The organism is Rhizobium sp. LjRoot98 (assembly GCF_964252935.1).
In the GTDB taxonomy this organism is placed as follows: Bacteria; Pseudomonadota; Alphaproteobacteria; order Rhizobiales; family Rhizobiaceae; genus Pararhizobium.
Window position 1 is genome coordinate 297,137 of sequence record NZ_CAXUPW020000002.1, and the last position, 23,054, is coordinate 320,190.

The following is a 23,054-nucleotide window of genomic DNA, read 5'->3' on the forward strand; positions in this document are numbered from 1 at the left end:
GCCCAGGGGGCAGCGGATTGCTTTGGGGAGAAAGGCATTCGACTTTTGTCACCGATTGGCTAAAGTCGCCTCAATTGCATACGGAAATTGTTGATGACCCTTCGCCTTGCCACCTTCAATGTCGAAAACCTGATGAGCAGGTTCGATTTCTCCGGCTTTCGCAACCACCTCAAGCAGGATCGCGTTCTCAGGCTCTTCGACGTCAAGAACGAGGCAGAATATCAGCGGCTCGAGGAAGCCCGCACCATCGCCTATACCGATGACACGCGGCAGATGTCGGCGCTCGCCATTGCCGATTGCGATGCCGATATCCTCTGCCTGCAGGAGGCCGACAACATGGTGGCGCTGCAGGCGTTCGAATACGGCTATCTCTTTCGTATGGTCGGCAATGGCTACCGGCAAAAATACCTGATCGAGGGTAATGACAGCCGTGGCATCGATGTTGCCGTTCTGGTGCGGGAGGAAACCCGCGATGGCCAGAAGATCGAATGCGTCGATGTCAAATCGCACGCCGGCGTCACCTATGCCGATTTCGATCTTTTCAATGATGCTTTGGCGTCGACCAACGTGCCCGGCGATCGAATTTTCAAGCGCGATTGCCTGGAACTGGATTTCCGGATCGGCGGCCGGCCGTTCACGCTGTTCGTCGTTCATTTCAAGTCGATGGGGCCGGCGCGCGACGGGCTGGATGGGCGCTCGGCGACGATGCCGGTGCGGGCGGCCGAAGCCGCTGCTGTCCGCCGCATCGTCGAAAACCGGTTCGGAGCGGATAATCTGGATAACAAGATGTTCGCCATCTGCGGCGACATGAATGATTATCAGGAACGCGTCGATGTGCTCGGCGACCGGCGCAACGGCTATAGTTTCGTGCCACGGCAGGAGACGCAAAGCGCGCTTGATGTGCTGAGCCATGACGGCTTTGTCGAAAATGTCATGCGCCGGCGCCCGGAACTCGACCGCTGGACGCTGTTTCACAGCCGCGGGCCGGAGGAACGGCATCTTTGCCAGCTCGACTATATCTGGCTGTCGCAGGCTCTCGCCCAGCGTAACCCAGCCAGCGTGCCGGAGATCATCCGGGGCGGCCAGCCTTTCCGGACGATCTTTCCGCAAGGGCAGGAGGTCGAGCGCTATCCCAGAACCGGCTGGGACCGGCCGAAAGCCTCCGACCATTGCCCTGTCGTCATCTCCCTCAATGTGTGAAATTTCCGAGGCACGATTTTATGCCGCAACTGACCAGCACAACCTCTGAATGGCCCGATGAAGGCGTGATTTTTCCCGTGACCAGCATCAATGTGCGCGTCAGCGGCGCGCCGCATCCCTATTGCCTTTCCCATCAGACAGAGGTCGCTGCCAATTGGGAACGGGAGGTTGCTGCAAATCCCGCCTTGTTTGACGGCCGTATGTTGCTGATGCGAAAGGTTGAGGTGACGAACGGCGCGTTGTCGGGCGAGTGCCACATCGTTCCCTTCTCTGCGTTTTTGCTGTGGCGCAAAACTAAGCCGGCCGGGGCGGCCCTCCATCTGTTCGGCTTGCCGGTGATCGTGTCCTCCGACGGTGCCGTCATCGCCATCCGCATGGGGCAGCACACGGCCAATCCCGGCCGTGTCTATTGTGCTGCGGGGTCGCTCGATCCGGATGATGTCCGGGATGGATATTGCGATATTGACGGCAACATGGCGCGCGAGGTGCTGGAGGAGACTGGGCTGTCACTGTTGGACGCCACGCGTGTATCCGAATTTCACGGATTGCACAGCCAGGGCGTCGTCACGGTTTTTCGCGTCTATCATTTTTCCGAGACTGCGGCGGAACTGATCGAGCTTATCGATGCCCATATCGTTGCCGACCCGGAGCCGGAAATCGACGCCGCTCTTGCTATCCGCACCGCCGATCCGGGGCAACATGCCTATCCTGCCTTCATGCCACCGGTCCTGAAATGGGTTTTCAACACGATACGGTGATGCTTTTGCGCTTGCCGCCAGCTATCTGCCATGCAAGGTCTGATGGCTGAAAACAGCAAAGGAGATCCTCGTGGCGCGTCGCTATGCAATCTACGACGTTTTCACCGCCAACAGGCTGGAGGGAAATCCGCTCGCCGTTGTCTTTGACGGCGATGGCCTGAGCGATGCGGCGATGCAGGCAATTGCCGGCGAATTCAATCTGTCGGAGACGGTGTTTCTGCTGCAACCGCAGAAAGCCGGGCATGCTGCAAAGCTGCGGATTTTCACGCCCGGCTATGAATTGCCCTTTGCCGGTCATCCGACAGTGGGTGCTGCCATCGCGCTGGCCGAAGCCGGGCGCTCTTCTGAAAACGAAGACTATGACCTCGTGCAGATGCTTGAGGAAAATGTCGGTCCGGTGCGTTGCGCCGTGCGTGGCAGGCCAGGAGAGGCTACTTTCGCCGAATTCGACGTGCCGCGCAAATCGGTGCAGCTCGACGCCAAGTTCGACCGGCAGGCGATTGCCGATGCATTCAGCCTGAAGGCAACGCAGATCGGGTTTGAAAACCACGTGCCTTCGTTCTGGAGCGCTGGTGTTCCATTCGTGATGATTCCTGTTCACGATGTCAGCGCGGCAGGTGCTGTGGAGTTCGATCCAGCCTTGTGGGAGCAGATCACCCCGATTGCCGAGGGCCGGCTCGCTGCCGCCTACATCTATTGCCGTGGCGGCGTCAATCATGTCGCTCGCTTCCATACGCGGATGTTCGCGCCGGCCATGGGCATTGTCGAGGACCCGGCGACGGGTGCCGCCGTTGCCGCCTTTTCCGGTGCCATCCACTGTTTTGACAGGCTGATCGACGGGCATCACCCGTTCCTGATCGAACAGGGCGTGGAGATGGGGCGTCCATCGCTGCTGCACCTTCACATCGACGTCTCCGGCGGGGAAATCGGCACGGCCCGGATCGGCGGGCAGGCGGTGAAGATTGCGGCTGGTGAACTTTATCTTTGAAAAACAGCCTCTAAACAGCTCACACAGATTTTTTTGAGAAATCCGAAAGAAAATCGCCCGAGGAACTAGACAAGCCCTGCGAACCCCATTATACGCCGCATCACACCACAGCAATGTGGTTCTAGAGGCCGCAGACGAAGCGGTTCTGGCGGGTGATTAGCTCAGTTGGTAGAGCAGCTGACTCTTAATCAGCGGGTCGTAGGTTCGAACCCTACATCACCCACCATCTCTCTTTTGAGATCAATGAATTACGTTGATTTCCTTTATCATAAGATAAGTCGCGTATACACCGCCTAATGCTCATTAGAGCACGAATGGTAAGTCTCTGTTTCTCCCTACTGTTTTCTTTCCACGTCAACAGATTTGTGGGTAACGATGTGGCGCGCGAATTCGAACCGCCGCTCCGTGTGGAGGCGGGATGTAGCTGGGGTCTTTGCGATCGTTAAAGGCCAAGCTTCGGCGCAAGATGGCTGCGCAGGTCGCTGTAGCACTTTTGGACCTTCTTGAACGAGTCTGGCATGACATCGTTCACCGCCCGAAAGAGAATTTCCGCAGCGTCATCAATGATGCGGTCGCCGCCGGCTCTTCCGCTGTAGGTTTCCTTGTAAGGGTCTTTTCCATCATTGACGGCTTTTTCAAAAGTCCGAATGAAGTAACTATACCACGTCTCAGATTTAACGGGGTCAAGGGGACTGGCGGAATTCAGGTAATGCTCATACGCGAAAACGTACATCGAGAACAATTGCTTGAATTCGGACGGTTTTTTCGAACTCTTCGGGAAAGGATTTTGAGGCATTACGTGGTCTCTGAGACCCTTGATCAGCGTCGCAGCCTCAGTCCGGTCCATCAGGTTCCGCGGCCGCTCTATCCGGAGCAATTCTACAACCTTCCGGACGTCGCCACGCTCTTCCAGCAGTGCTGCCGCTTCCTGAAACTTGGCAATATAATCCCGGTGAATCCTCCCCAGTAGCTCGTAGGATGGGGTGACATGATCTTTGAAGAACGCTTGTCGTCGTGCCTGTGGTATTCCAACCGCACTGAGAACCAGCTTGATACCCTCAAACAACGCTCCAATTTCAAATCCGCTCATTGCCATTTACCTCCCGTAGGTTACCCCAGTAAGAGAGGGGCCAGCCGTCCAGTTCCTTCACTTCGGAAGGGACAACGTGACTGCCTACCTCAAGTGAATAATCGTAGAAAATAAGGTCACCCCTGCTGTCGATGCAGACATGAAGTTCGTCGAAAACCCTGAATGGTATCGACGCAGATGTCCCGTCTTCCCATTCAATCGCCAGTTGGTGTTCCTGAATCGAATACAGGAAATAACCTTGAGTAAAATTCGGAGCGATGTCGCGAAAACCCCATGAAGCAAAACTCCAGTAACCTTCGCCACTCGGGTCGAATAGGAGGCGAACCAATGTCCTGGTGAAGGTGTAGCCAACGAGCTGCCAGTCACAAGCTAACACCTGAAGGCGTGCTTTCTCATCGTCAATTATCGGAACAGCAGGCCTCGCAATTTTGGGACACGCGGAAGGATCAAGAACGTCCCATCCTCCAGTGCCGTCTGGCCGGACGAGTTTCTTTTGGTTTCGGTAGTTCGCGGGAACAAAGCCGAAGCGGTTCATGTATCCAAGGATGATCCTCTCGTCGCCGGTGACGGAAAGCCGCGATTGCCCGTCCTCTGGACGTCTTAACCAGAGCAGTTCGACACACGGAATGTGCCAATCGTCGCACACAGGACCGATCCTCCCATCGGAATTGTCGTAAACACAAGATATGCCATGATGTGACCGAAGTCATTTCGTCCATTGAGACTGTGTGTCACCTTCGAAAGAATGAGCAACTCAAGACAATCACTGATTATGTAGCTGCGACTGAAACCCTGCGGCAGCTATATCAAGGGCGATCTGGCTTTCGGATACGATCAATCTCGCTCGCGAGCGATGCTCTTAGGGGTAAGGTTGCATCCTTGCTGTCCGGTAAGGTTGGCTATTCTGGATGCAGCGCTCACAAGAGACCGCGCTCGCAATTACCCAGGAAAGTGCGACTTTCTGCGGTCCGCCGCGATTTGTTTGTTGGCGCGCCATACATCGGGCCGCTGGTTTTCAGCCAGCGGCCGATCGAAGACCTTGATGCCGCCTCAGACGGCGACGCGCACGATCAGTTTGCCAAAATTCTTTCTGTCGAGAAGACCGATGAAGGCGTTTGGCGCGTTTTCCAGCCCTTCAACGATGTCTTCCCGGTATTTCAGCCGGCCATCGGAAATCCAGGCTGAGGCTTCCCGGTAAAAATCGGGGCGTTGATCTGCGAATTCGCGCTGGATGAAGCCTCTGATGGTCAGGCTCTTGCGCAAGATGGCCCGCATGACGGCCGGGAGTTGGTCCTGTGTACCGGCGGCCGAACCTGCTTCGTTGTAATGCGCGATCAGGCCGCAGACCGGGATGCGGGCGAAATCGTTGAGGAGGGGAAACACCGCGCTCCAGACGTGGCCGCCGACATTTTCGAAGTAGACGTCTATACCATCAGGGCAGGCGGCTGCGAGTTCATCGGCGAAATTGCTCGAACGGTGGTCAATCGCCGCGTCAAAACCAAGCTCGCCGCGCACATAGTCGCATTTCTCACTTCCACCGGCGATACCGACAGCGCGGGCGCCAAAAATCCGGGCGATCTGGCCGACGGCTGACCCGACGGCACCGCTTGCGGCAGCGACCACGACGGTTTCTCCGGCCTTCGGTTTGCCGATATTGCGCAATCCGGCATAGGCGGTGAAGCCGGGCATGCCGAGAATGCCGAGCGCCGTTGTCACCGGAGCCTGCTGCGGGTCGAGTTTTCGCAGGTCGCTGCCATTCGAGATCGCATGGCTCTGCCAGCCGGAATGGGACAGGACGATATCGCCCGGATTGTAAGCAGCGTTGCGCGACCGCAGCACCCTTGCCACCGTACCGCCCTCTATGACCCCACCGATCTCGACCGGCTTGGCATAGGATTTGGCGTCGTCCATGCGCCCGCGCATATAAGGATCAAGGGAAAGATAGAGGATTTGCAGAAGCACTTCGCCTTCTGCGGGATCGGCAATCACCTTTTTCTCCAGCCGGAAATTTCCCGATTCCGGCTTGCCGGACGGCCGCGACGCAAGGACGATGCGGGTAGAGGTGAACTGGTCGGACATTGGTCTATCCTCACTTCTTCGAATATAAAATGTTTGTTTCAATTGGTTAGCGGATCTTGATCGTACCGCCTCCGGCGTTTCAGGCGAGGTGACTTTTTCTCCATACCTCACGCCAAAAAGAATGGCGTTTCTTATAAATCATTTTGTCTACTGATTTTATAGACTAAGTTTTCCAACTTAGCGAAGGGATCAGTGGCCCATGCCCTACCTCCTCAGTCTTCTGGACAAGAGCCCAATCGAAGAGGGCGGTACTGCTGCGGATGCCTTGCGCACCACGGTCAGGCTCGCTCAAAGGGCCGAAGAGCTTGGTTACCACCGTTTCTGGGTCGCCGAGCATCATAGCATGGCCAATCTCGCAAGTTCAGCCCCGGAAACGCTGATTGCGTATCTGCTGGCCAAGACGGCGAGGATCCGTGTTGGGTCAGGCGGGGTCATGCTTCAGCACTACAGCGCCTACAAGGTCGCCGAGACCTTCAACCTTCTGGCCTCGCTTGCCCCGGGCCGTGTCGATCTCGGCGTCGGCAAGGCGCCGGGCGGCTTTCCGCTCTCGACCCGTGCGCTTCAGGCCGGTGTTGATCCATCCGGAAAGCCGGACTTTGCCGAGCAATTGTCCGGCATCAATACCTATCTTGCCGCCGATCCCGCTTCCGAAGGTCCACATGCGACCCCGTTTCCGCCCGCGCCGCCGGAGCGCTTCCTGCTTGGCGCCAGTGTTGACAGTGCCGAGCTTGCCGCAGCCAAGGGCTGGCGGCTGGTTTTTGCGGGGCAGTTGAACGGCGATCCGGAAAATCTCCGCAAGACCTTTGACGCCTATACACGCGCCAGCGGCAAGACGCCGATCCTGGCGCTTGCCGCCTATGCCGCAGAAGACGCTGATGTGGCGCGCAAGGCTGTAAGCGATCTGCGCATCGTCAAGGTTTTCCTCGTGGACGGCAGAAGCGTTAATGTCGGCACCGAGGAGCAGGCCGCTGAATATGCGCGGCAGGCCGGCGTCGCCATCGACAGGCTCGAATCCAAGGCACCGAGCGTACTGCACGGCACCGCCGCCGAGGTGCGGGCGCAACTCGATGACCTGCACAGCCGCTACGGCATTTCCGAATTTATCATCGAAACGCCGGCGCTTGCCGCTGCCGAGCGCCTCGCCTCGATCGAACGTCTCGCCAAGGAACGGCTGTCTCTCGCCGCTTGATATCGACAAAAAGGATTTCTCCGATGGTTCAGAAACACATTCCGTTCGGCATCATGCTGCAAGGTCCCGGTGGCCATATGAACGCCTGGAAACACCCGAGCGGGCCAGCCGATGCCAGCGTCAACTTCGAGTTCTTCGTCAACACCGCCCGCCGGGCAGAGGCCGCAGGCATTGCTTTTGCCTTCGTTGCCGATGGGCTCTACATCAACGCACAGTCCATCCCGCATTTCCTCAACCGGTTCGAACCGATCTCCGTCCTCTCTGCTCTGGCTGCTTCAACCTCGAAAATCGGCCTCGTCGGCACCGTCTCCACCTCCTATAGCGACCCTTTCACCGTCGCCCGTCAGTTTGCCACGCTCGATTTGATCAGCGGCGGTAGAGCAGGCTGGAATGCGGTGACGACGCCGCTCGAAGGATCGGGCCGCAACTACAGCCGCGAGCATCCCGAACACGAGTTGCGCTACGAGATCGCCGACGAATATCTCGATGTTGCCAAGGGGCTGTGGGATTCCTGGGATGACGACGCCTTTGTCCGTAATCGGGAGACCGGTGTCTATGCCGATACGGCGAAACTGCACACGCTTGGTCACAAGGGTCGCTTTTTCCGCGTCGAAGGTCCACTGAATATCGGCCGCTCGAAACAGGGCCAGCCGGTTATTTTCCAGGCGGGTGCGTCCGATTCTGGCATCAGGCTCGCCGGTAAACATGCCGATGCCGTCTTCACCAATGGCGGGCCGATCGAGGACGCCAAGGTTTTTTACAAGCAGGTCAAGCAGAGCACGATCGCGCAGGGGCGGCGTGCGGCCGAGATCGGCCTCTATCCGGGCATCGGGCCGATAGTCGGCGCAACGACGGAGGAGACGGAACGGAAATACCAGGCGATCCGCAATCTCGTCACCATCGAGGAAGCGTTGCTCTATCTCGGCCGGTTTTTCGATCATCATGATTTCAGCGTGTACCCACTGGACGAGGCCTTTCCGGATATCGGCGATATCGGCAAGAACAGTTTTCGCGCCACCACCGACCGGATCAAGAAGACGGCGCGTGAGAAAAACCTCACCCTGCGCGAAATTGCCCTTGATGCGGCCACGCCGCGGACGACTTTCATCGGCACTGCCGAGCATATCGCCGACGAGATCATCCGCTGGGTCGAGGAGGGGGCTGCCGACGGTTTCATTCTCGGGTTCCCGGTGATTGCCGAAGGGCTCGACGATTTCGCCACCCATGTCCTGCCGATCCTGGAACAGCGTGGCTATTTCAATCCGGCGCTCGAGGGCGCGACACTGCGGGATCATCTGGGACTCGAATACCGCGAAAGCCGCTATGCAGCCCCCACGGAAAACGTCGAACGTGGAAAGGCGGTCGGCGCCTGAGGCGCCGGGAGCGGCCATGAACATCATCGCACAGACCCAACGCCTGAACGATCCGGTAGAGCAAGGCATCGCCGCCTATCTCGACGAGATCATCGCGCTTCGCCACGACCTCCATCAGTATCCGGAGCTTGCCTTCCAGGAGCGGCGGACCAGCAAGCTGATCACTTCGCATCTGTCCTCCTGGGGATACGATGTCACCACCGGCATCGCCGGAACAGGTGTTGTCGCAACGTTGAAGCGTGGCGCTGGCGAACGCCGGATCGGCATCCGGGCCGATATGGATGCCCTGCCGATCGAGGAGGCAACTGGGCTTGCCTATGCCAGCAGCAATCCGGGTGTCATGCACGCCTGCGGCCACGATGGCCATACGTCCATTCTCCTAGCCGCCGCCCGTTATCTTGCTGAAAGCTCAACGTTCGACGGAACGCTTCACCTGATCTTCCAGCCGGCCGAGGAAATCGGCGCCGGTGCCCGCAAGATGATTTCGGAAGGACTGTTCGAGCGCTTTCCGGTCGATGCGATCTTCGGGCTGCACAATTGGCCCGGTGTGCCGCTGGGTCAGTTCGGCTTTGTCGCCGGGCCGGCGATGGCATCCGTCGATCAGGCGAAGATCCGCATTGTCGGCAAGGGCGGTCATGGGGCAGAGCCGCACCGCGCTATCGATCCGGTGCTGGCCTCCGCATCCTTCATCACGGCGCTGCAGAGCGTGGTCTCGCGCAATGTCGATCCGCAGGAAATGGCAGTGGCGACAGTCGGCTCTATCCACGCGGGCTCGGCCTCCAATGTCATTCCGGAGAGCGTCGAGCTGAAACTCACCATGCGCGCCTTTACCGAAACCGTTCGCCAGCAGTTGCAGGAACGCATTCCGGCGCTGGCGCGGGCGCAGGCGGAGAGTTTTGGCGCCGTCGCTGATGTGGATTACAGGCTGGGTTTCCCGGCGCTGATCAACCACCGCGAAGAGACCGATTTTGCACGCAGTGTCGCACTCGCCACTTTCGGCCCGGCAAGGGTGGAGGAGGGGTTCAAGCCGCGCACGGCGAGTGAGGATTTCGCCTTCATGCTGCAGGAAAAGCCCGGCAGTTACCTGTTCGTCGGCAATGGCGACACAGCGCCCCTGCACAGCGCCCATTACGATTTCAACGACGCGATCATCGCGCCCGCCGCCCGCTACTGGGTGCGCCTGGCGGAAGCTTTTCTCAACTAGATCTCAACAGCCACAGTTTGAACAGGAATGGCGAAAATGAGCGATACGTTTGTCTACACCACGCCGCTTGATCCCCGCGCAAAACCGCTGATCGATGAACTGACCTACGAGTACGACAGCCGTTACGGATCGTATTTCAGCGCCGCCGGTGCAGTCGAAGAGATGAACCGCTATCCGGCCGAAGCTTTTGCGCCGCCGCATGGGAATTTTCTGCTGCTTCAGCGCAACGGGGAGACGATCGGCGGCGGTGCCTTCAAATATTATGACGAGCGCACCGTCGAGTTCAAACGCATCTGGACACGCTCCGACCTGCGCCGTCAGGGCCTTGCCGTCAAGGTTTTGATCGAACTGGAGGAACAGGCGGCGCGTCAGGGATTTTCCCGCATCTACCTGACCACCGGCTTTCGCCAGCCGGAGGCCGTCGGCCTCTATCTGAAATACGGTTACACGGCGCTGTTCGACGTCGATGCCGACCCGGAAATCTACAAGTCTCTGCCCTTTGAGAAAGAGATCGGCCATCTCGCGGTCGCGGGGCTGCCGGGGGCCGTGGCAGCGGAGCAACCGTTCCCGCGTGCAGCCGGACAGCGCTGAGCAATCAGAAATTTCACCACTTACTAGGGGGCAGCAGATGGCGCTCACGTCAGATTTCGCAGGCATCGAGCCAGGCCGTAGAGCGGCCGGGCACAGCCAGGACTATTCGCGCTACCGGATTATTCCCGCGCGCCATCCCGGAAGGCTGGTGGGTACCGTATTCGCCGGCCTCGTCATTGCTGCAATTCTCTATTCGACCTTCACCAACCCGCGCTGGGGCTGGAATGTCTTTGCCGAATGGTTCTTTGCCGAACCGGTTCTGGCGGGTCTCGGCCGGACGTTGTTGCTGACGGCGCTGGCAACCGTGTCCGGCTCGGTGCTGGGGACGGCACTGGCGCTTGCCCGGGTGTCGAAATCGCCGTTGTTGTCCGGCCTCTCATGGGGCTATGTCTGGCTGCTGCGCTCGATCCCGCTGATCGTGCTGCTGCTGGTTCTCAACAATCTCGGCTACCTCTACGAGACGATCAAAATCGGCGTACCATTCACCGATGCGGTCCTGTTCAATTATCCGACCGTGCAGTTGCTGACGCCGTTTGCCGCCGCCTTCCTCGGGCTTACGCTGAACCAGTCTGCGTTCTTTTCGGAAATCGTCCGGGGTGGCATCCTGTCCGTCGATCAGGGCCAACTTGAAGCCGCCGCCGCCCTTGGCCTGCCGCGCCGCCGCCAGGTGTTCCGCATCGTCCTTCCGCAGGCGATGCGCTCGATCCTGCCGACCGGCTTCAACGAGATCATCGGTCTGGCGAAAAGCACGTCGATGGTCTACGTGCTTGCTCTGCCGGAGCTGTTCTACACGGTGCAGGTTATCTACCGCCGCAACCTTGAAGTCATCCCGCTCTTGATGGTGGCGACGGCCTGGTATCTGGTGATCATGACCGTGCTGTCAATCGCCCAGCACTATATCGAGCGGTACTTTTCCAAAGGCGCGGTGCGCAATCCGGTGCCTCTGCCTTTCCAGGCGTTCTTCACTCGCTTTCGCCAGCCACTGCCGCGGCAGGTCGCCGGTGCAAGCGCCCCGACCGTCCGCAAAACCGGTTTTCGCGATGCGCCTTTATTGAGAGCCGGTGCTACCGTCCGCATCCATGGCATTTCGAAAAGTTTCGGTGCCTTGAAGGTGCTGGATGCGATCGACCTGACACTTCCGGCAGGAAGCGTCACCGCTATTCTCGGACCGTCCGGCTCCGGCAAGTCGACCCTGTTGCGCGCTATCAACCATCTGGAACGTGTCGATAGCGGCTTCATCTCCGTCGACGGTGATCTTGTCGGCTATCGCCAGAACGGCGAAACGCTCTACGAACTGAAGGAAAAGGATATTCTGAAAAGCCGTGCCGACATCGGCATGGTGTTCCAGAACTTCAATCTCTTCCCGCATCTGACCGTGCTGGAAAACCTGGTTGAAGCGCCCATGCAGGTCCGGGGGACGGATCGCGCCGAGGCCGTCGAGCTGGCGCGGGAGCTTCTTTCCCGCGTCGGCCTGACGGACAAGATCGATGCCTATCCCCGCCAGCTTTCCGGCGGCCAGCAGCAGCGTGTTGCCATCGCTCGCGCCTTGGCGCTGAAGCCGAAGGTGCTACTGTTCGACGAGCCGACATCGGCGCTTGACCCGGAGCTGGTCGGCGAAGTGCTTGATGTGATCAAGGAATTGGCCCGTACCGGAACGACACTGGTGATCGTCACCCACGAAGTTGGGTTTGCCCGCGAAGTGGCCGATACGGTGGTGTTCATGGAGGGCGGCCACATTCTGGAGGTCGGCCCACCGGCCCGGATCTTCAATCAGCCGAACCATCCGCGTACCCGCGAATTCCTCGCAAAAGTTCTCTAGCAGATTTCCGGCCGCCTAAGCGTACGGGATGGGACTGACATCAACTGCAACCATAAGATGAAAATGGAGACGGGACACATGACATTCTTACACAATGCTAAACTTCTGATGGCAGGCGCCGTTACGATCGCGGCCCTTGGGCTGGGCTCCGCACATGCGGCCGAGAAGTTCGACCTGAGCCCGGATATTTCCAAGCGGGTTCGTGCCGAAAAAGACGAAGCGGCGATCAAGGCGATCGCAAGCGACTTCAAATTCGTCACGCCGGGCAAGCTCACCGTTGCCATCAATGCCTGGGATCCGCCGATCGCCACCTATGCTTCGGACGCCAAGACGGTTGTTGGTGCCGATCCGGACCTCGCTTCGCTTCTGGCGGATTCGTTGGGTCTTGAGCTCGAACTGGTCTCCGTTGCCTGGGCAGACTGGCCGCTCGGTGTTGCCTCCGGCAAATATGACGCGGTCATCAGCAATGTCACGGTGACCGAAGAGCGCAAGGAGAAGTTCGATTTCTCCACCTATCGCAAGGATGTGCTGGGCTTTTACGTCAAGGCCGACAGCAAGGTCACCGAGATCAAGGAGCCGAAGGATGTCGCCGGGCTGAAGGTGATCACAGGGGCGGGCACCAATCAGGAAAAGATCATTCTTGAATGGGACCGCCAGAACGTTGCAGCGGGTCTCGCGCCGATCGAGGTGCAATATTACGACGACCGTGCGGCCGCCGAACTGGCGCTGCAGTCCGGCCGCGCCGATGTCGAGTTCAATCCGAACGCAACGCAGGCCTATAGCGCCTCGATCAAGAGCCAGACCAAGCTCGTTGGCATCGTCAGCGGTGGCTGGCCACTGGCGGCCGACATCGCGGTCACGACCCGCAAGGGCGCCGGTCTTGCCGATGCGGTGACGGTGGCGATCAACGACCTGATCAAGAGCGGCAAGTATGGCGAAGTGCTGAAGCACTGGAGCCTCGAAGCCGAAGGTGTCGATCAGTCCTACACCAACCCAGCCGGCTTGCCGAAGAGCGGTTCGTAAAACGGTACGAGGCGGCCCGGTGCTACCTGTGGCGCCGGGCCGGACAATCCATGGAGACAATGACAATGAGTGATAGACCCGCTTTCCGGACGTTCCTGATCAGCGCACTTGCCTCGACGCTGACATTTTTCGGCGTGGCTCAAGCGGACGAGGTATTCGACCTCAGCCCCGAACAACCGGCCCGCATCCGGGCGGAAAAGAATGATGCCGCCATCGCCGCGATCTCGAAGGATTTTGCCTTTGTCTCGCCCGGCAAGTTCACGGTCGCGGTCAGTCCCGGCGGGCCGCCGCTCGCGACCTATGCGACCGATGCAAAGACCGTTGTCGGGGCAGACCCGGATTATGCCTCCGCCATTGCCGATAGTCTGGGACTTGAACTGGAACTCGTTCCAGTTGCCTGGATCGACTGGCCGCTTGGCCTGGCATCCGGCAAATACGATGCCGTGATCTCCAATGTTGGCGTCACCGAGCAGCGCAAGGAGAAGTTCGATTTCTCTACCTATCGCCAGGGCCTGCACGGTTTCTTCGTCAAATCCGATAGCCCGATCAGTGCGATCAAGGAGCCGAAGGATGTCGCGGGTCTGCGGATCATCGTCGGTGCCGGCACCAACCAGGAGCGCATCCTGCTCAGATGGAATGACGAGAACGTCGCTGCTGGGTTGAAGCTGCTGGAGTTGCAATATTATGACGACGAGGCGGCGAGCCTCCTGGCGGTATCGTCGGGCCGGGCCGAGGTCATCGTCCAGCCGCATGCGCAGCTCGTTTACATTGCTGCACGCGATCACAACATCAAGCGCGTTGGCACCCTGAGCGCCGGCTGGCCGGATCGTTCCGACGTGGCTATCACCACGAAAAAGGGCAGTGGGCTGGCGGACGCCTTAACGGTCGCCACCAACGGGCTGATTGAGAAGGGTGTTTACGCCGGGATTCTTGATCATTGGCACCTCGCTGAGGAAGCCCTGCCAAAATCGCAAACCAATCCGCCCGGTCTGCCGAAATCGTGAAGCCAAAAAATCGAAGGAAGACACGATGAGCAGCATCGCCATCAACCATATCGGCTTTCTGACGCCGGGCAATTATCCCGCCGGTGATCCGTTGTCCGGATTGGAAAAGACGCTGAAGCTTCTCGAATATGGCGAGGAGATCGGTTTTCAGAGCGCCTGGGTGCGCCAGCGGCATCTGGAGCCTGGCATTTCGTCGGCGACCGCGTTTCTGGCGGCGGCAAGCCAGCGCACCAGCCGCATCCAGCTCGGGACGGCGGTTATTCCGATTGGTTATGAAAGTCCGTACCGGCTTGCAGAGGATCTTTCGACGGTCGATGTTCTCTCGCGCGGACGGCTGAATGTCGGATTGAGTGCCGGCCGACCGCTGCATGCCGACCTGATCGCGCCGCTGGTGTTCGACGGTGATTGGGAAAAGTTCGACTTCTCCCACGAACGGGTGCTGCGCTTCGCCGATAACCTGAAGAGTAATCCTGTCGGTGACGAAACAACCGTCATCAAGACGCCCTTCGGACCGCAGCGGCCCCGCCTGCAACCTCATGCCAGGGGGCTGACCGACCGCCTCTGGTATGGCGGCGGTTCGCTACGCTCGGCCGCCTGGGCCGGGCGTAACGGTTTTAATCTTCTGATCGGCAATGTCACGACCGGTGAGGAGACCGATGATTTCTTCGTCGCGCAGTCGCGGCAGCTGGCGGCCTACTGGGAGACCGGCGGGCTCGGCAGGCGTGTCGGGCTCGGGCGTGTCATCATTCCCACTGACAGCGCCGATGCGCAGACCCGCAAGCGTTATCTCGACTATGCGGCGGGGCGAAACGAACGGACGCTGACCCCGCAAGGCGAGCGCCGCACACTCTATGCCCGCGACATTGTTGGTACGTCTGAAGACATTCTGGAGCGGCTGTTTGCCGACCCGATCCTGCCGCATGTCAGCGAACTCAGGCTTGAGCTTCCCTATGAATTCGAAGACGCGGAGTACTGCCAGATTATCCACGACTTTGTCAGCCTTATTGCGCCCCGGCTCGGCTGGATCAACGGCGTTGACCGGCAGAGGCGGACGGCCTGATCAAGGCACAGGTTTTTTCCCATCTCGATACACAGGAATAGCAGGCATTGACCAAAACAATTGAGTACTTCTTCTCCATCGGCTCGCCATGGTCTTATATTGGCTTTGACGCATTTGTTGACCTTGCGGAAAAGAACGGTGTCGAGATCAAACCCTATCTGACGACCGTCGTGGAAGAGAATGGCGGGATCTTTTCACGCAACCGTCCGCAAGTGCGGCGCACCTACTGGATGCGTGATCTGAAGCGCTGGGCGGGCGTGCGGGGTAAGACGCTGATCCTTGAGAACCGTCCGGAGTTGAGCGATCCGGCACCCGCTTCGCTGATCATCATCGCTGCCTATCTCGATGGCAAGGACTGGATCAGCCTGACCCGCACGCTGCAGCATGCCTTTTGGGGGGAGGCAAAGGATATCGGACAGCCGCAAGTCCGCGAAGCAATCGCAAATGCGGCAGGATTTGACGGCGCGGGCCTCCTGCAACGGCAGGCGGATGAAGACGTGCGGGCGAAATGGGCCGCTGACCGCGTACATGCGCTGGAAAGTGGCGTGTTCGGTTTCCCGACATTCCTTTACGACAGTGAGATTTACTGGGGGCAGGACAACCTGCCGTTTCTGGAGCGCCATGTCGCTGGCGACAGACCTTAGCCGCATGAGAATTCGGATCGGCTGACGCCTCCCGGATCGCCGCCAACGAAACGCGGGACAGCTGAGCGGCAACGGCCGTATGCCAAGCAAAGATCGGACCTCATCCGCAATTGCGCGGGCGGCTGCGTTTCCTCATCCCCCGCGTCGGCGTGGCGGCGTAAGCTCGCTGAACTTTACGAGCGGATCAGATAAACCTTCGTTTTCTAGACAAGTTTTCGCCAGGAAGCTTGTTGTTCACGCCGAACTGGCTAAAAGGAGCGGGATCAACCAAGCGCACTTGTCTTGAGAGACGATGGCGCCACTTTCCGTATCCGGCTGTTCGCTTCGCGGTTGAACGCCGACCAGGGACCCGACATCATGCGCGATCTCGTCGCCCGCTTCTTTTCCTATTACCGGCCGCACCGGCGCCTGTTCCTGCTGGATTTCTCCTGCGCGGTGACGTCCGGCTTGCTGGAGCTGGGTTTCCCCATCGCCGTCAAGCTGTTCATCGATGTGCTGTTGCCGACCGGGCAGTGGGGTTATGTCGCGGCGGCTTCGGCTGGCCTGATGCTGATCTATCTCGTCAATGGCGGGTTGATGGCTGTTGTCACCTATTGGGGCCATATGCTCGGTATCAATATCGAGACCGAGATGCGCCGCAAGGCGTTCGACCACTTGCAGAAACTGTCCTTCGGCTATTTCGACAACCAGAAGACCGGCCATCTTGTCGCGCGGCTGACCAAGGATCTCGAGGAAATCGGCGAGGTTGCCCATCACGGGCCGGAAGACGTGTTCATCGCCATCATGACGCTGATCGGGGCGTTTCTCCTGATGTTCTCGGTCAATCCGAAGCTGGCGTTGATCACCGCCCTCGTGCTGCCGCTGACGGCGTGGCTGACGACACGATACGGTGGCCGGATGACCCGCAACTGGCAGGCGCTCTACAATCGTGTCGGTGATTTCAATGCCCGCATCGAAGAAAATGTCGGCGGCATCCGCGTGGTGCAGGCGTTTGCCAATGAAGACCATGAGCGCGGGCTGTTCGAGAAGGACAACCAGCGTTACCGCAAGACCAAGCTTGATGCCTACCGGATCATGGCCGTCTCGACGACGCTAAGCTATCTCTCCATGCGTCTCGTCCAGATGGTCGTGCTGGTGGCCGGCAGCTACTTCGTTCTGAATGGCGAGCTGACGGCCGGTGGCTTCGTCGGGTTCCTGCTGCTGGTCGGTGTGTTCTTCCGTCCGGTCGACAAGATCAATTCGGTCATCGAGACCTACCCAAAGGGTATTGCCGGTTTTCGCCGCTATGTCGATTTTCTCGATACGCGTCCGGATATCGCCGACAGGCCGGGTGCCCGCGATGTCGCCGGGCTGAAGGGCAATATCCGCTATAACAAGGCGAGTTTCGGTTATCGGGAATCGAAGGCGATCGTCAAGGATTTGAGTATCGACATCCGTGCCGGCCAAACGGTGGCTTTCGTCGGCCCCTCGGGTGCCGGTAAGACGACGATCTGTGCCTTGCTGCCGCGTTTCTATGAGGTGACCGGTGGTTCCATCACCATCGATGATATCGACATTCGCGATATGAGCCTGCGGTCGCTTCGCAATCATATCGGCATCGTCAGCCAGGATGTTTTCCTGTTTGCAGGCTCCCTGCGTGAAAACATCGCTTATGGCCGGCTGGATGCCACCGAGGCGGATATTGTCGAGGCGGCCCGCAAGGCGCGGCTTGAAGGCGTCATTGCCGACCTGCCACAGGGGCTCGACACGGTTGTCGGCGAACGCGGTGTGAAACTGTCAGGCGGCCAGAAGCAGCGCTTAGCGATCGCTCGCATTTTCCTGAAGAACCCGCCGATCCTCATTCTCGACGAAGCGACATCGGCGCTCGACACCGAAACCGAACGTGCCATCCAGCAATCCTTGGCAGAGTTGTCGAAGGGACGAACCACGTTGGTGATCGCCCATCGGCTGGCAACGATTACCCAGGCTGACCGCATTCTCGTCGTCAACGAGGGGGCGATCGTTGAAGACGGAAGCCATGCTGAACTCCTGAGCATGAACGGGCTTTATGGCCGCCTCAGCCAGATGCAGGCCGGGTAGGACGCGCCGCGCACGGGAACCTTGGCGGCGGTCGGGCGTTGTGTCCACTGTTCAACAAGGAGAAGAACATGCGGTGGATTTCAAAGCCTTTACTCGCGGGGGCGATGCTTCTGACGGGAGCCGGCTTCGCTTCGGCCGGTATGATGGCAACGACGGCGACGGACCTGACGGTCTATTCCGGACCGGGCGCGGACTATCCCTCCGTTGGTATCGCCACGCGCGGCAGCTCTGCTGCCCTTGACGGATGCCTTGAAGGCGAAAGCTGGTGCCGTATCGACGTCAACGGTTTGCGCGGTTGGGTTTACGCACAGGAATTGACGGTCGATTATGACGGTGCGCCCGTTGTTGTCCAGGAACGCCGTGCCGATCTTGGTGTTCCGGTGGTGAGCTATGAAAAGACCGTGGTCGTCGATGGCCCTGCTTCGCCGGCACCTGGCGATGAACTGTTGGGCACCGTCGATAGCAGCGGCGCAATTATCCCGCCGCCGGAAGTGCGGACCTATATCGATGGCGCGCCGACGGAAACAGTTACGTATGACGGTGACATCGTCGTCGGAGCCACGCTCCCCGGTGACATGGTGATCACGCAGGTGCCGAATTACCAATACAGCTATGTGCGCATCAACGATCGGCCGATGCTGGTCGATCCGCAGAGCCGCCGGATCGTTTATGTCTACGAGTAACCAGAGCGCAGAACGGGCCGCGGAAAACGCGGCCCGGTACAATATTGTTCCGGCGCGGGGATCGTCATGACCTCGCGCACGCTTATGATTGCTGTCATTGCACTGATTGTCGGTTCGATCCTGAGTATCCTCGCCGTTCAGTATTTCTCGCCAAACGAAGGTGCCAATAGCACCGTGCCACCCGACCCACTGACGGTCGCACCGGAAAATGCTGCCGAGGAGACGAAATAGGTCGGAAGCCTAGCATTATTGAGGGCTCGCCCAGCCTTATGCCCCGATTGCAAAATCCCGCCGCAGGGCTGCCTCACACGCTCTGGTCAAAGCCGCGGGGTCGCGTTCTCCACTCTGATAGAGCCGGACAATGGCAGCGGCACAGATTTGCATGTCCGCGTCTGAGCCCGTGGTCTGATGCGTTTTGCAAAACTGCTCGAAAACCTGCCGCAGCGCGTCGATATCCTCACTGCAAAGCGCATCGGCCTGCGGATTGAAATATGCCATTGTTGTTCCTCCTTTGAGGATGGACCTGCTGTCCGGGTACGGTCATTGCTGAAAGCGTGGCCGTGATGCCTGCAGTGTAGCGCGATTTGAGTTTGGCGCTATTCACTAAGACATGTGTGCCGCCGCCCCGATAGTTTTTTTCGTCAGGCAACCTTTTGCGTTTTCATGCTTTTTCCCCAGACAAGGGAAAATGCTATGGCCGCGTTCTACTTCAAGGTAATCGACAATGACGGCACAATTCCGGCCGATGATGCTTTCGATTTTCCGGATCTCACCGCAGCGATCCGCCAGGCCAAGATCGTACTGGCTGAAATGGCTCTCGACGGATTGCCGGAGGATCCGGTCAAGGCTCTGGAGATCGAGGTGCTCAATGCCGATCACAGGCCAGTCGTCAGGATGAAGCTGGAATTGCAAATCCTGTGGTCTACCGGGTGAACGCCGCGGTTCCGGTATTTTCTGCTTCGATTGCCTGTACGGCTTTCAGTATCGCCGGAACAACGAGCTGCGCCCCTGAAGCGGACGGGTGATCATCGTCGATATAAAATACCTTCTCCGCACTCAGGCTGTTGATGCAGCGATCCTTGATGAAGCTGTTGCAGAAGGTATCGGCGGGGCGCACGCGGAACAGGTTGGGATGGGAGAGCGCATCGAAGGCTGCGATGACTGCACCGTTTCGTTGCTGGTAGCGATCGTAGCTTGTGCTGAATTCGAGATTGCTGACACCGGACATCGCGCTTTTTGCAACGACGTCCGGAACGTTCCATCCGGCCTCCGGGAGGGGGTAGACGAGCACGACGTTATGGCCGGTGGCGAGATAGGCTTGGATGTCTGCCACATATTGCTTCAGCACCCGCGCCTTGCGCGCCGGGTCATCCTGCTTGGCCTGTTCATCAAGCCGGTCGAACAGATCGACATAAGTGGGTTGTAGCGATTCGATGCCACCTTCACCATTGTCAAAGGGCGTTCCCTCGACATAGAGGCTCCAGCGGCTGGCCATGATGATGGTTTGCATGCCGCTCGTGCGGATGTAATCCTCGATGCCAGTGAAAAACGGGTTGCAGCGAAACTTGTATTTCGGATTGGATACGTAGAACCCGGAAAAGCCGACACAGGCTGAATGCGCCATCACATAGAGATCGATATTGGCCGCATCAAAGCTGCGCAGAGCTTCGCCGCCAAGGGCGCCGGCATGCGAATCGCCGATCAGGATCGTCTTGCTGCTGGCCGAGTGTTTGGTCAGGCATTGCCGGACAGGATGGGGCAGGGAGGCTTCGCCCTTATCGAACAGGCAGGTATCCATGACGGGATCGTGATGTTCCTGCTCGGCAAGGGCTGTCAGCGCGGCTTGCGGCAGGCGAAACTGCAGGCCGTTGCTTGATGTGCCGTAGAAACCGATGCTTATGAAAAGCAATGCCGCGATACCGCTGGTAGTGAGAATGCGGGCGGGTGTCGGCAGAAGCCGCGCCGTTCCTGTGGCGCGGAACGGCGTTTCGACAAACCGCCAGGACAGGTAGGCGAGGCCAATGGAAGCAAGGGCGAGGAAACTCATCAGAACCAGCGATGGTTCCGTGATGCTGCGGATACGCGCGAAAGCAAAAACCGGCTGGTGCCAGAGATAGAGGCTGTAGCTGATCAACCCGATGCCCACCATCGGGCGGGTCGAGAGCAGCCGCGCGGTCAGGGTGCCTTGCGCGCCAAAGAGGATGATCAGGACCGCACCCATAACGGGGACGAGTGCATAGAGTGAGGGAAAAGGCGTCGTCTGATCATAATCGAAGATGGAGAAGATGATGATGGCCAGTCCGGCGAGCGACAGGGTGTTGCTCCTGTACTGTTTGCCGCCAGTCAGCAGGAAGGCGCAGAGCGAGCCCGCCAGTAGTTCCCAGGCGCGCGTGTTCGGCAGGTAGAAATTGGCCGTCTCGAAATTGATCGAGCCGTATTGGGCAAGCAGGAGGCTGGCCAGGGCCACGGCGCTGATGGCGATGATCAGTGCCCGCCGTCCGAAACGCCACAGCGCCATGACAAACAGCGGGAACAGCATGTAATACTGCTCCTCAACGGCAAGGCTCCAGGTGTGCAGCAGCGGCTGTTCTTCCGATGCGGCCGCGAAATAGCCGCCGCTTTGGTGCCAGAAAAAGAAATTGGAGGCGAACAGGCAGACGGCGATGATGCTGCGGGCAAAGCTTGCCATCTGCTCTGGCAGCATCCACACCCAGGCGAACGGCAGGCAGCATAAAAGTACGAAAAACAGCACGGGCAGGATGCGGCGAGCGCGGCGCTCGTAGAATTTGAGCAGCGAGAAATGTCCCTTGTCGCGTTCTGCGATGATGATCGAAGTGATCAGATACCCGCTGATGACGAAGAAAATATCGACGCCGACAAAGCCGCCACTGAACTGTTGAAAACCGGCATGAAATAGCACCACAGGTATAACAGCGACGGATCTGAGCCCGTCGATTTCGCGGCGATAGTTCATGGCTGGCCCCGGCGAGATCCAAATGCTGGATGGTTTCGCAGGATGCGACTGCTTGATGGCAAGGATCAAGTCCGTCTTTCGAAAAAGAATGAAAAACCAAGAACATATGTTAGCAGGAGAGGCTTTTAGGCAGCACTAGGCGCCGCTGGGTGCCTCTCGCTGTGGCGTTAAATCCCTGCGGCAGGTGCCTAAGAGCAGTTGCTGCTAAAACTGGCGGGACTTTGCTGCTGCAGGCCCCGCCAGATTTGTCGTCTTCAGTCGCGGAACAGTTTCCAGCGTGTCGGCCGGAAAGCGATGCGCGAATGGTCGGATGTGACTTTTTCTGGCGGCAGTTCGATCTCGACCTTGCTGTTGGCGGCGCCGATGTCGAGTTCGACATGACGTGTTCCGGCAACGCGGCGGGTCATGGCGACGAGACCCGCGATGCAGCCACCGTTACCATCGAGAAGTTCGATATCATGCGGGCGGAAATAGAGCTGGGCCGGACCGTCAGCCTCACCCAGTGCACTCACGCCGATCGAATGCTCCTTGATCCAGAGCTGGCCGTTTTCGACCCGCACGGGCAGGATGTTGGACTGGCCGATAAAGCCGAAGACGAAGGGTGAATTCGGTGTGTCGTAGATTTCGTCCGGTGTGCCGATCTGTTCGATCTTGCCCTTGCTCATCACGACGACGCGGTCGGCGAGTTCCAATGCCTCATCCTGATCATGGGTGACGAAAACCGTCGTATGGCCGGTGCGGTCATGGATTTCGCGCAGCCAGCGGCGCAACTCCTTGCGCACCTGCGCGTCGAGTGCACCAAAGGGCTCGTCAAGCAAAAGGACATTGGGTTCCACCGCCATCGCACGGGCGAGTGCTACGCGCTGGCGCTGGCCGCCTGATAGCTGAGCCGGATAGCGTTTTTCAAGGCCGCTGAGTTGAACGAGGTCGAGCAGTTCGAGCGCGCGCTTGCGGATCTCATCTTTGGAGGGCCGGCGGCCGGCCGGGCGGATCGTCAGGCCGAAGGAGACATTGTCGAGCACAGTCATGTGGCGGAACAGGGCATAGTGCTGGAACACGAAACCGATATTGCGCTGCTGGACAGTCTTGCGAGACGCATCTTCGTTGCCGAAATAGACGGTGCCTTCGGTCGGGCTTTCCAGGCCTGCAATCAGCCGCAGCAGCGTCGTCTTACCGGAGCCGGAGGGCCCAAGCAGGGCAATCAATTCGCCCGAACGGATATCGAGCGAGACGTCGTTCAGCGCCGGAAAGCGGCTGAATTCCTTGCGTATGTTTTGAACGCGAACTTCCATATGG

At 58.9% G+C, this 23,054-nt stretch carries 21 protein-coding genes and 1 tRNA gene; 17 read left to right on the forward strand and 5 right to left on the reverse strand.

What is annotated here, in order from left to right; translation table 11 throughout:
• The first annotated feature begins 93 nt into the window (after window positions 1-93).
• From ACSQ3J_RS09990 to ACSQ3J_RS10005, 4 genes are all read left to right on the forward strand, one after another.
• On the forward strand, window positions 94-1,200 hold the full coding sequence (locus ACSQ3J_RS09990; RefSeq protein WP_060506155.1) for an endonuclease/exonuclease/phosphatase family protein: 1,107 nt from the start codon (window positions 94-96) through the stop codon (window positions 1,198-1,200).
• 20 nt (window positions 1,201-1,220) lie between these two features.
• On the forward strand, window positions 1,221-1,958 hold the full coding sequence (locus tag ACSQ3J_RS09995; RefSeq protein ID WP_060506156.1) for a hypothetical protein: 738 nt from the start codon (window positions 1,221-1,223) through the stop codon (window positions 1,956-1,958).
• Window positions 1,959-2,028: 70 nt separating this feature from the next.
• Window positions 2,029-2,946 (forward strand): PhzF family phenazine biosynthesis protein, encoded by a 918-nt coding sequence (locus ACSQ3J_RS10000; protein WP_060506157.1) that lies wholly within the window; start codon window positions 2,029-2,031, stop codon window positions 2,944-2,946.
• Between the two features lie 150 nt (window positions 2,947-3,096).
• Window positions 3,097-3,172: transfer RNA gene (locus ACSQ3J_RS10005), tRNA-Lys, on the forward strand.
• A gap of 216 nt (window positions 3,173-3,388) precedes the next feature.
• Here the strand turns inward: ACSQ3J_RS10005 and ACSQ3J_RS10010 are convergent.
• The 3 genes from ACSQ3J_RS10010 to ACSQ3J_RS10020 all read right to left on the reverse strand — a co-directional run bounded on the left by ACSQ3J_RS10010 (window position 3,389) and on the right by ACSQ3J_RS10020 (window position 6,115).
• Window positions 3,389-4,036, reverse strand: coding sequence for a hypothetical protein (locus tag ACSQ3J_RS10010; RefSeq protein ID WP_060506158.1), 648 nt, complete (start codon window positions 4,034-4,036; stop codon window positions 3,389-3,391).
• Complete coding sequence (locus tag ACSQ3J_RS10015) at window positions 4,023-4,682, reverse strand: hypothetical protein (protein WP_060506159.1); 660 nt, start codon at window positions 4,680-4,682, stop codon at window positions 4,023-4,025. The genes ACSQ3J_RS10010 and ACSQ3J_RS10015 overlap by 14 nt, the downstream gene beginning before the upstream one ends.
• A 404-nt stretch (window positions 4,683-5,086) precedes the next feature.
• Window positions 5,087-6,115, reverse strand: a complete 1,029-nt coding sequence (locus ACSQ3J_RS10020) for an NADP-dependent oxidoreductase (protein WP_060506160.1) — start codon at window positions 6,113-6,115, stop codon at window positions 5,087-5,089.
• 199 nt (window positions 6,116-6,314) lie between these two features.
• On the opposite strand from ACSQ3J_RS10020, the gene ACSQ3J_RS10025 reads away from it, so the two are divergent.
• The 13 genes from ACSQ3J_RS10025 to ACSQ3J_RS10085 all read left to right on the forward strand — a co-directional run bounded on the left by ACSQ3J_RS10025 (window position 6,315) and on the right by ACSQ3J_RS10085 (window position 19,717).
• The gene (locus ACSQ3J_RS10025; protein ID WP_060506161.1) at window positions 6,315-7,304 is read left to right on the forward strand and encodes an MsnO8 family LLM class oxidoreductase; all 990 of its coding nucleotides are present in this window, start codon (window positions 6,315-6,317) and stop codon (window positions 7,302-7,304) included.
• 23 nt (window positions 7,305-7,327) lie between these two features.
• Window positions 7,328-8,677 (forward strand): LLM class flavin-dependent oxidoreductase, encoded by a 1,350-nt coding sequence (locus ACSQ3J_RS10030; RefSeq protein WP_060506162.1) that lies wholly within the window; start codon window positions 7,328-7,330, stop codon window positions 8,675-8,677.
• Between the two features lie 16 nt (window positions 8,678-8,693).
• Window positions 8,694-9,881, forward strand: a complete 1,188-nt coding sequence (locus tag ACSQ3J_RS10035; protein WP_060506312.1) for a M20 aminoacylase family protein — start codon at window positions 8,694-8,696, stop codon at window positions 9,879-9,881.
• A gap of 36 nt (window positions 9,882-9,917) precedes the next feature.
• Window positions 9,918-10,472, forward strand: coding sequence for a GNAT family N-acetyltransferase (locus ACSQ3J_RS10040; protein WP_060506313.1), 555 nt, complete (start codon window positions 9,918-9,920; stop codon window positions 10,470-10,472).
• Window positions 10,473-10,509: 37 nt separating this feature from the next.
• Entirely contained in the window at window positions 10,510-12,291 is a 1,782-nt protein-coding gene (locus ACSQ3J_RS10045) for an amino acid ABC transporter permease/ATP-binding protein (protein WP_082512281.1), read from the forward strand.
• Between the two features lie 78 nt (window positions 12,292-12,369).
• Complete coding sequence (locus tag ACSQ3J_RS10050) at window positions 12,370-13,314, forward strand: ABC transporter substrate-binding protein (protein WP_060506163.1); 945 nt, start codon at window positions 12,370-12,372, stop codon at window positions 13,312-13,314.
• Between the two features lie 59 nt (window positions 13,315-13,373).
• Complete coding sequence (locus ACSQ3J_RS10055) at window positions 13,374-14,318, forward strand: ABC transporter substrate-binding protein (RefSeq protein ID WP_436039232.1); 945 nt, start codon at window positions 13,374-13,376, stop codon at window positions 14,316-14,318.
• 25 nt (window positions 14,319-14,343) lie between these two features.
• Window positions 14,344-15,378, forward strand: a complete 1,035-nt coding sequence (locus tag ACSQ3J_RS10060; RefSeq protein ID WP_060506165.1) for an LLM class flavin-dependent oxidoreductase — start codon at window positions 14,344-14,346, stop codon at window positions 15,376-15,378.
• Window positions 15,379-15,425: 47 nt separating this feature from the next.
• Complete coding sequence (locus tag ACSQ3J_RS10065; RefSeq protein WP_060506166.1) at window positions 15,426-16,022, forward strand: 2-hydroxychromene-2-carboxylate isomerase; 597 nt, start codon at window positions 15,426-15,428, stop codon at window positions 16,020-16,022.
• A gap of 357 nt (window positions 16,023-16,379) precedes the next feature.
• Complete coding sequence (locus ACSQ3J_RS10070) at window positions 16,380-18,101, forward strand: ABC transporter ATP-binding protein (protein ID WP_060506315.1); 1,722 nt, start codon at window positions 16,380-16,382, stop codon at window positions 18,099-18,101.
• 68 nt (window positions 18,102-18,169) lie between these two features.
• Window positions 18,170-18,784 carry a DUF1236 domain-containing protein gene (locus ACSQ3J_RS10075; protein ID WP_060506167.1) on the forward strand — a complete coding sequence of 205 codons (615 nt, stop codon included), beginning with the start codon at window positions 18,170-18,172 and terminating at the stop codon, window positions 18,782-18,784.
• Between the two features lie 66 nt (window positions 18,785-18,850).
• A complete protein-coding gene (locus tag ACSQ3J_RS10080; protein ID WP_156393893.1) occupies window positions 18,851-19,015 on the forward strand; it encodes a hypothetical protein in 165 nt (54 codons plus the stop codon).
• Window positions 19,016-19,477: 462 nt separating this feature from the next.
• A complete protein-coding gene (locus tag ACSQ3J_RS10085) occupies window positions 19,478-19,717 on the forward strand; it encodes a DUF6894 family protein (RefSeq protein ID WP_060506169.1) in 240 nt (79 codons plus the stop codon).
• Here ACSQ3J_RS10085 and ACSQ3J_RS10090 read toward each other — a convergent pair.
• A complete protein-coding gene (locus ACSQ3J_RS10090; RefSeq protein WP_156393894.1) occupies window positions 19,707-21,758 on the reverse strand; it encodes an acyltransferase family protein in 2,052 nt (683 codons plus the stop codon). The two genes, ACSQ3J_RS10085 and ACSQ3J_RS10090, sit on opposite strands and share 11 nt — an antisense overlap.
• 254 nt (window positions 21,759-22,012) lie before the next feature.
• The gene (locus tag ACSQ3J_RS10095) at window positions 22,013-23,050 is read right to left on the reverse strand and encodes a sulfate/molybdate ABC transporter ATP-binding protein (protein ID WP_436039060.1); all 1,038 of its coding nucleotides are present in this window, start codon (window positions 23,048-23,050) and stop codon (window positions 22,013-22,015) included.
• Window positions 23,051-23,054 lie beyond the last annotated feature (4 nt).

Coding starts and splice junctions, on each gene's coding strand:
- ACSQ3J_RS10035 (WP_060506312.1), top strand. CDS start 8,694: ATGAACATCATCGCACAGACCCAACGCCTGAACGATCCGGTAGAGCAA.
- ACSQ3J_RS10030 (WP_060506162.1), top strand. CDS start 7,328: ATGGTTCAGAAACACATTCCGTTCGGCATCATGCTGCAAGGTCCCGGT.
- ACSQ3J_RS10090 (WP_156393894.1), bottom strand. CDS start 21,758: ATGAACTATCGCCGCGAAATCGACGGGCTCAGATCCGTCGCTGTTATA.
- ACSQ3J_RS10045 (WP_082512281.1), top strand. CDS start 10,510: ATGGCGCTCACGTCAGATTTCGCAGGCATCGAGCCAGGCCGTAGAGCG.
- ACSQ3J_RS10020 (WP_060506160.1), bottom strand. CDS start 6,115: ATGTCCGACCAGTTCACCTCTACCCGCATCGTCCTTGCGTCGCGGCCG.
- ACSQ3J_RS10055 (WP_436039232.1), top strand. CDS start 13,374: ATGACAATGAGTGATAGACCCGCTTTCCGGACGTTCCTGATCAGCGCA.
- ACSQ3J_RS10080 (WP_156393893.1), top strand. CDS start 18,851: ATGACCTCGCGCACGCTTATGATTGCTGTCATTGCACTGATTGTCGGT.
- ACSQ3J_RS10070 (WP_060506315.1), top strand. CDS start 16,380: ATGCGCGATCTCGTCGCCCGCTTCTTTTCCTATTACCGGCCGCACCGG.
- ACSQ3J_RS10095 (WP_436039060.1), bottom strand. CDS start 23,050: ATGGAAGTTCGCGTTCAAAACATACGCAAGGAATTCAGCCGCTTTCCG.
- ACSQ3J_RS09990 (WP_060506155.1), top strand. CDS start 94: ATGACCCTTCGCCTTGCCACCTTCAATGTCGAAAACCTGATGAGCAGG.
- ACSQ3J_RS09995 (WP_060506156.1), top strand. CDS start 1,221: ATGCCGCAACTGACCAGCACAACCTCTGAATGGCCCGATGAAGGCGTG.
- ACSQ3J_RS10075 (WP_060506167.1), top strand. CDS start 18,170: ATGCGGTGGATTTCAAAGCCTTTACTCGCGGGGGCGATGCTTCTGACG.
- ACSQ3J_RS10050 (WP_060506163.1), top strand. CDS start 12,370: ATGACATTCTTACACAATGCTAAACTTCTGATGGCAGGCGCCGTTACG.
- ACSQ3J_RS10085 (WP_060506169.1), top strand. CDS start 19,478: ATGGCCGCGTTCTACTTCAAGGTAATCGACAATGACGGCACAATTCCG.
- ACSQ3J_RS10060 (WP_060506165.1), top strand. CDS start 14,344: ATGAGCAGCATCGCCATCAACCATATCGGCTTTCTGACGCCGGGCAAT.
- ACSQ3J_RS10040 (WP_060506313.1), top strand. CDS start 9,918: ATGAGCGATACGTTTGTCTACACCACGCCGCTTGATCCCCGCGCAAAA.
- ACSQ3J_RS10025 (WP_060506161.1), top strand. CDS start 6,315: ATGCCCTACCTCCTCAGTCTTCTGGACAAGAGCCCAATCGAAGAGGGC.
- ACSQ3J_RS10010 (WP_060506158.1), bottom strand. CDS start 4,036: ATGAGCGGATTTGAAATTGGAGCGTTGTTTGAGGGTATCAAGCTGGTT.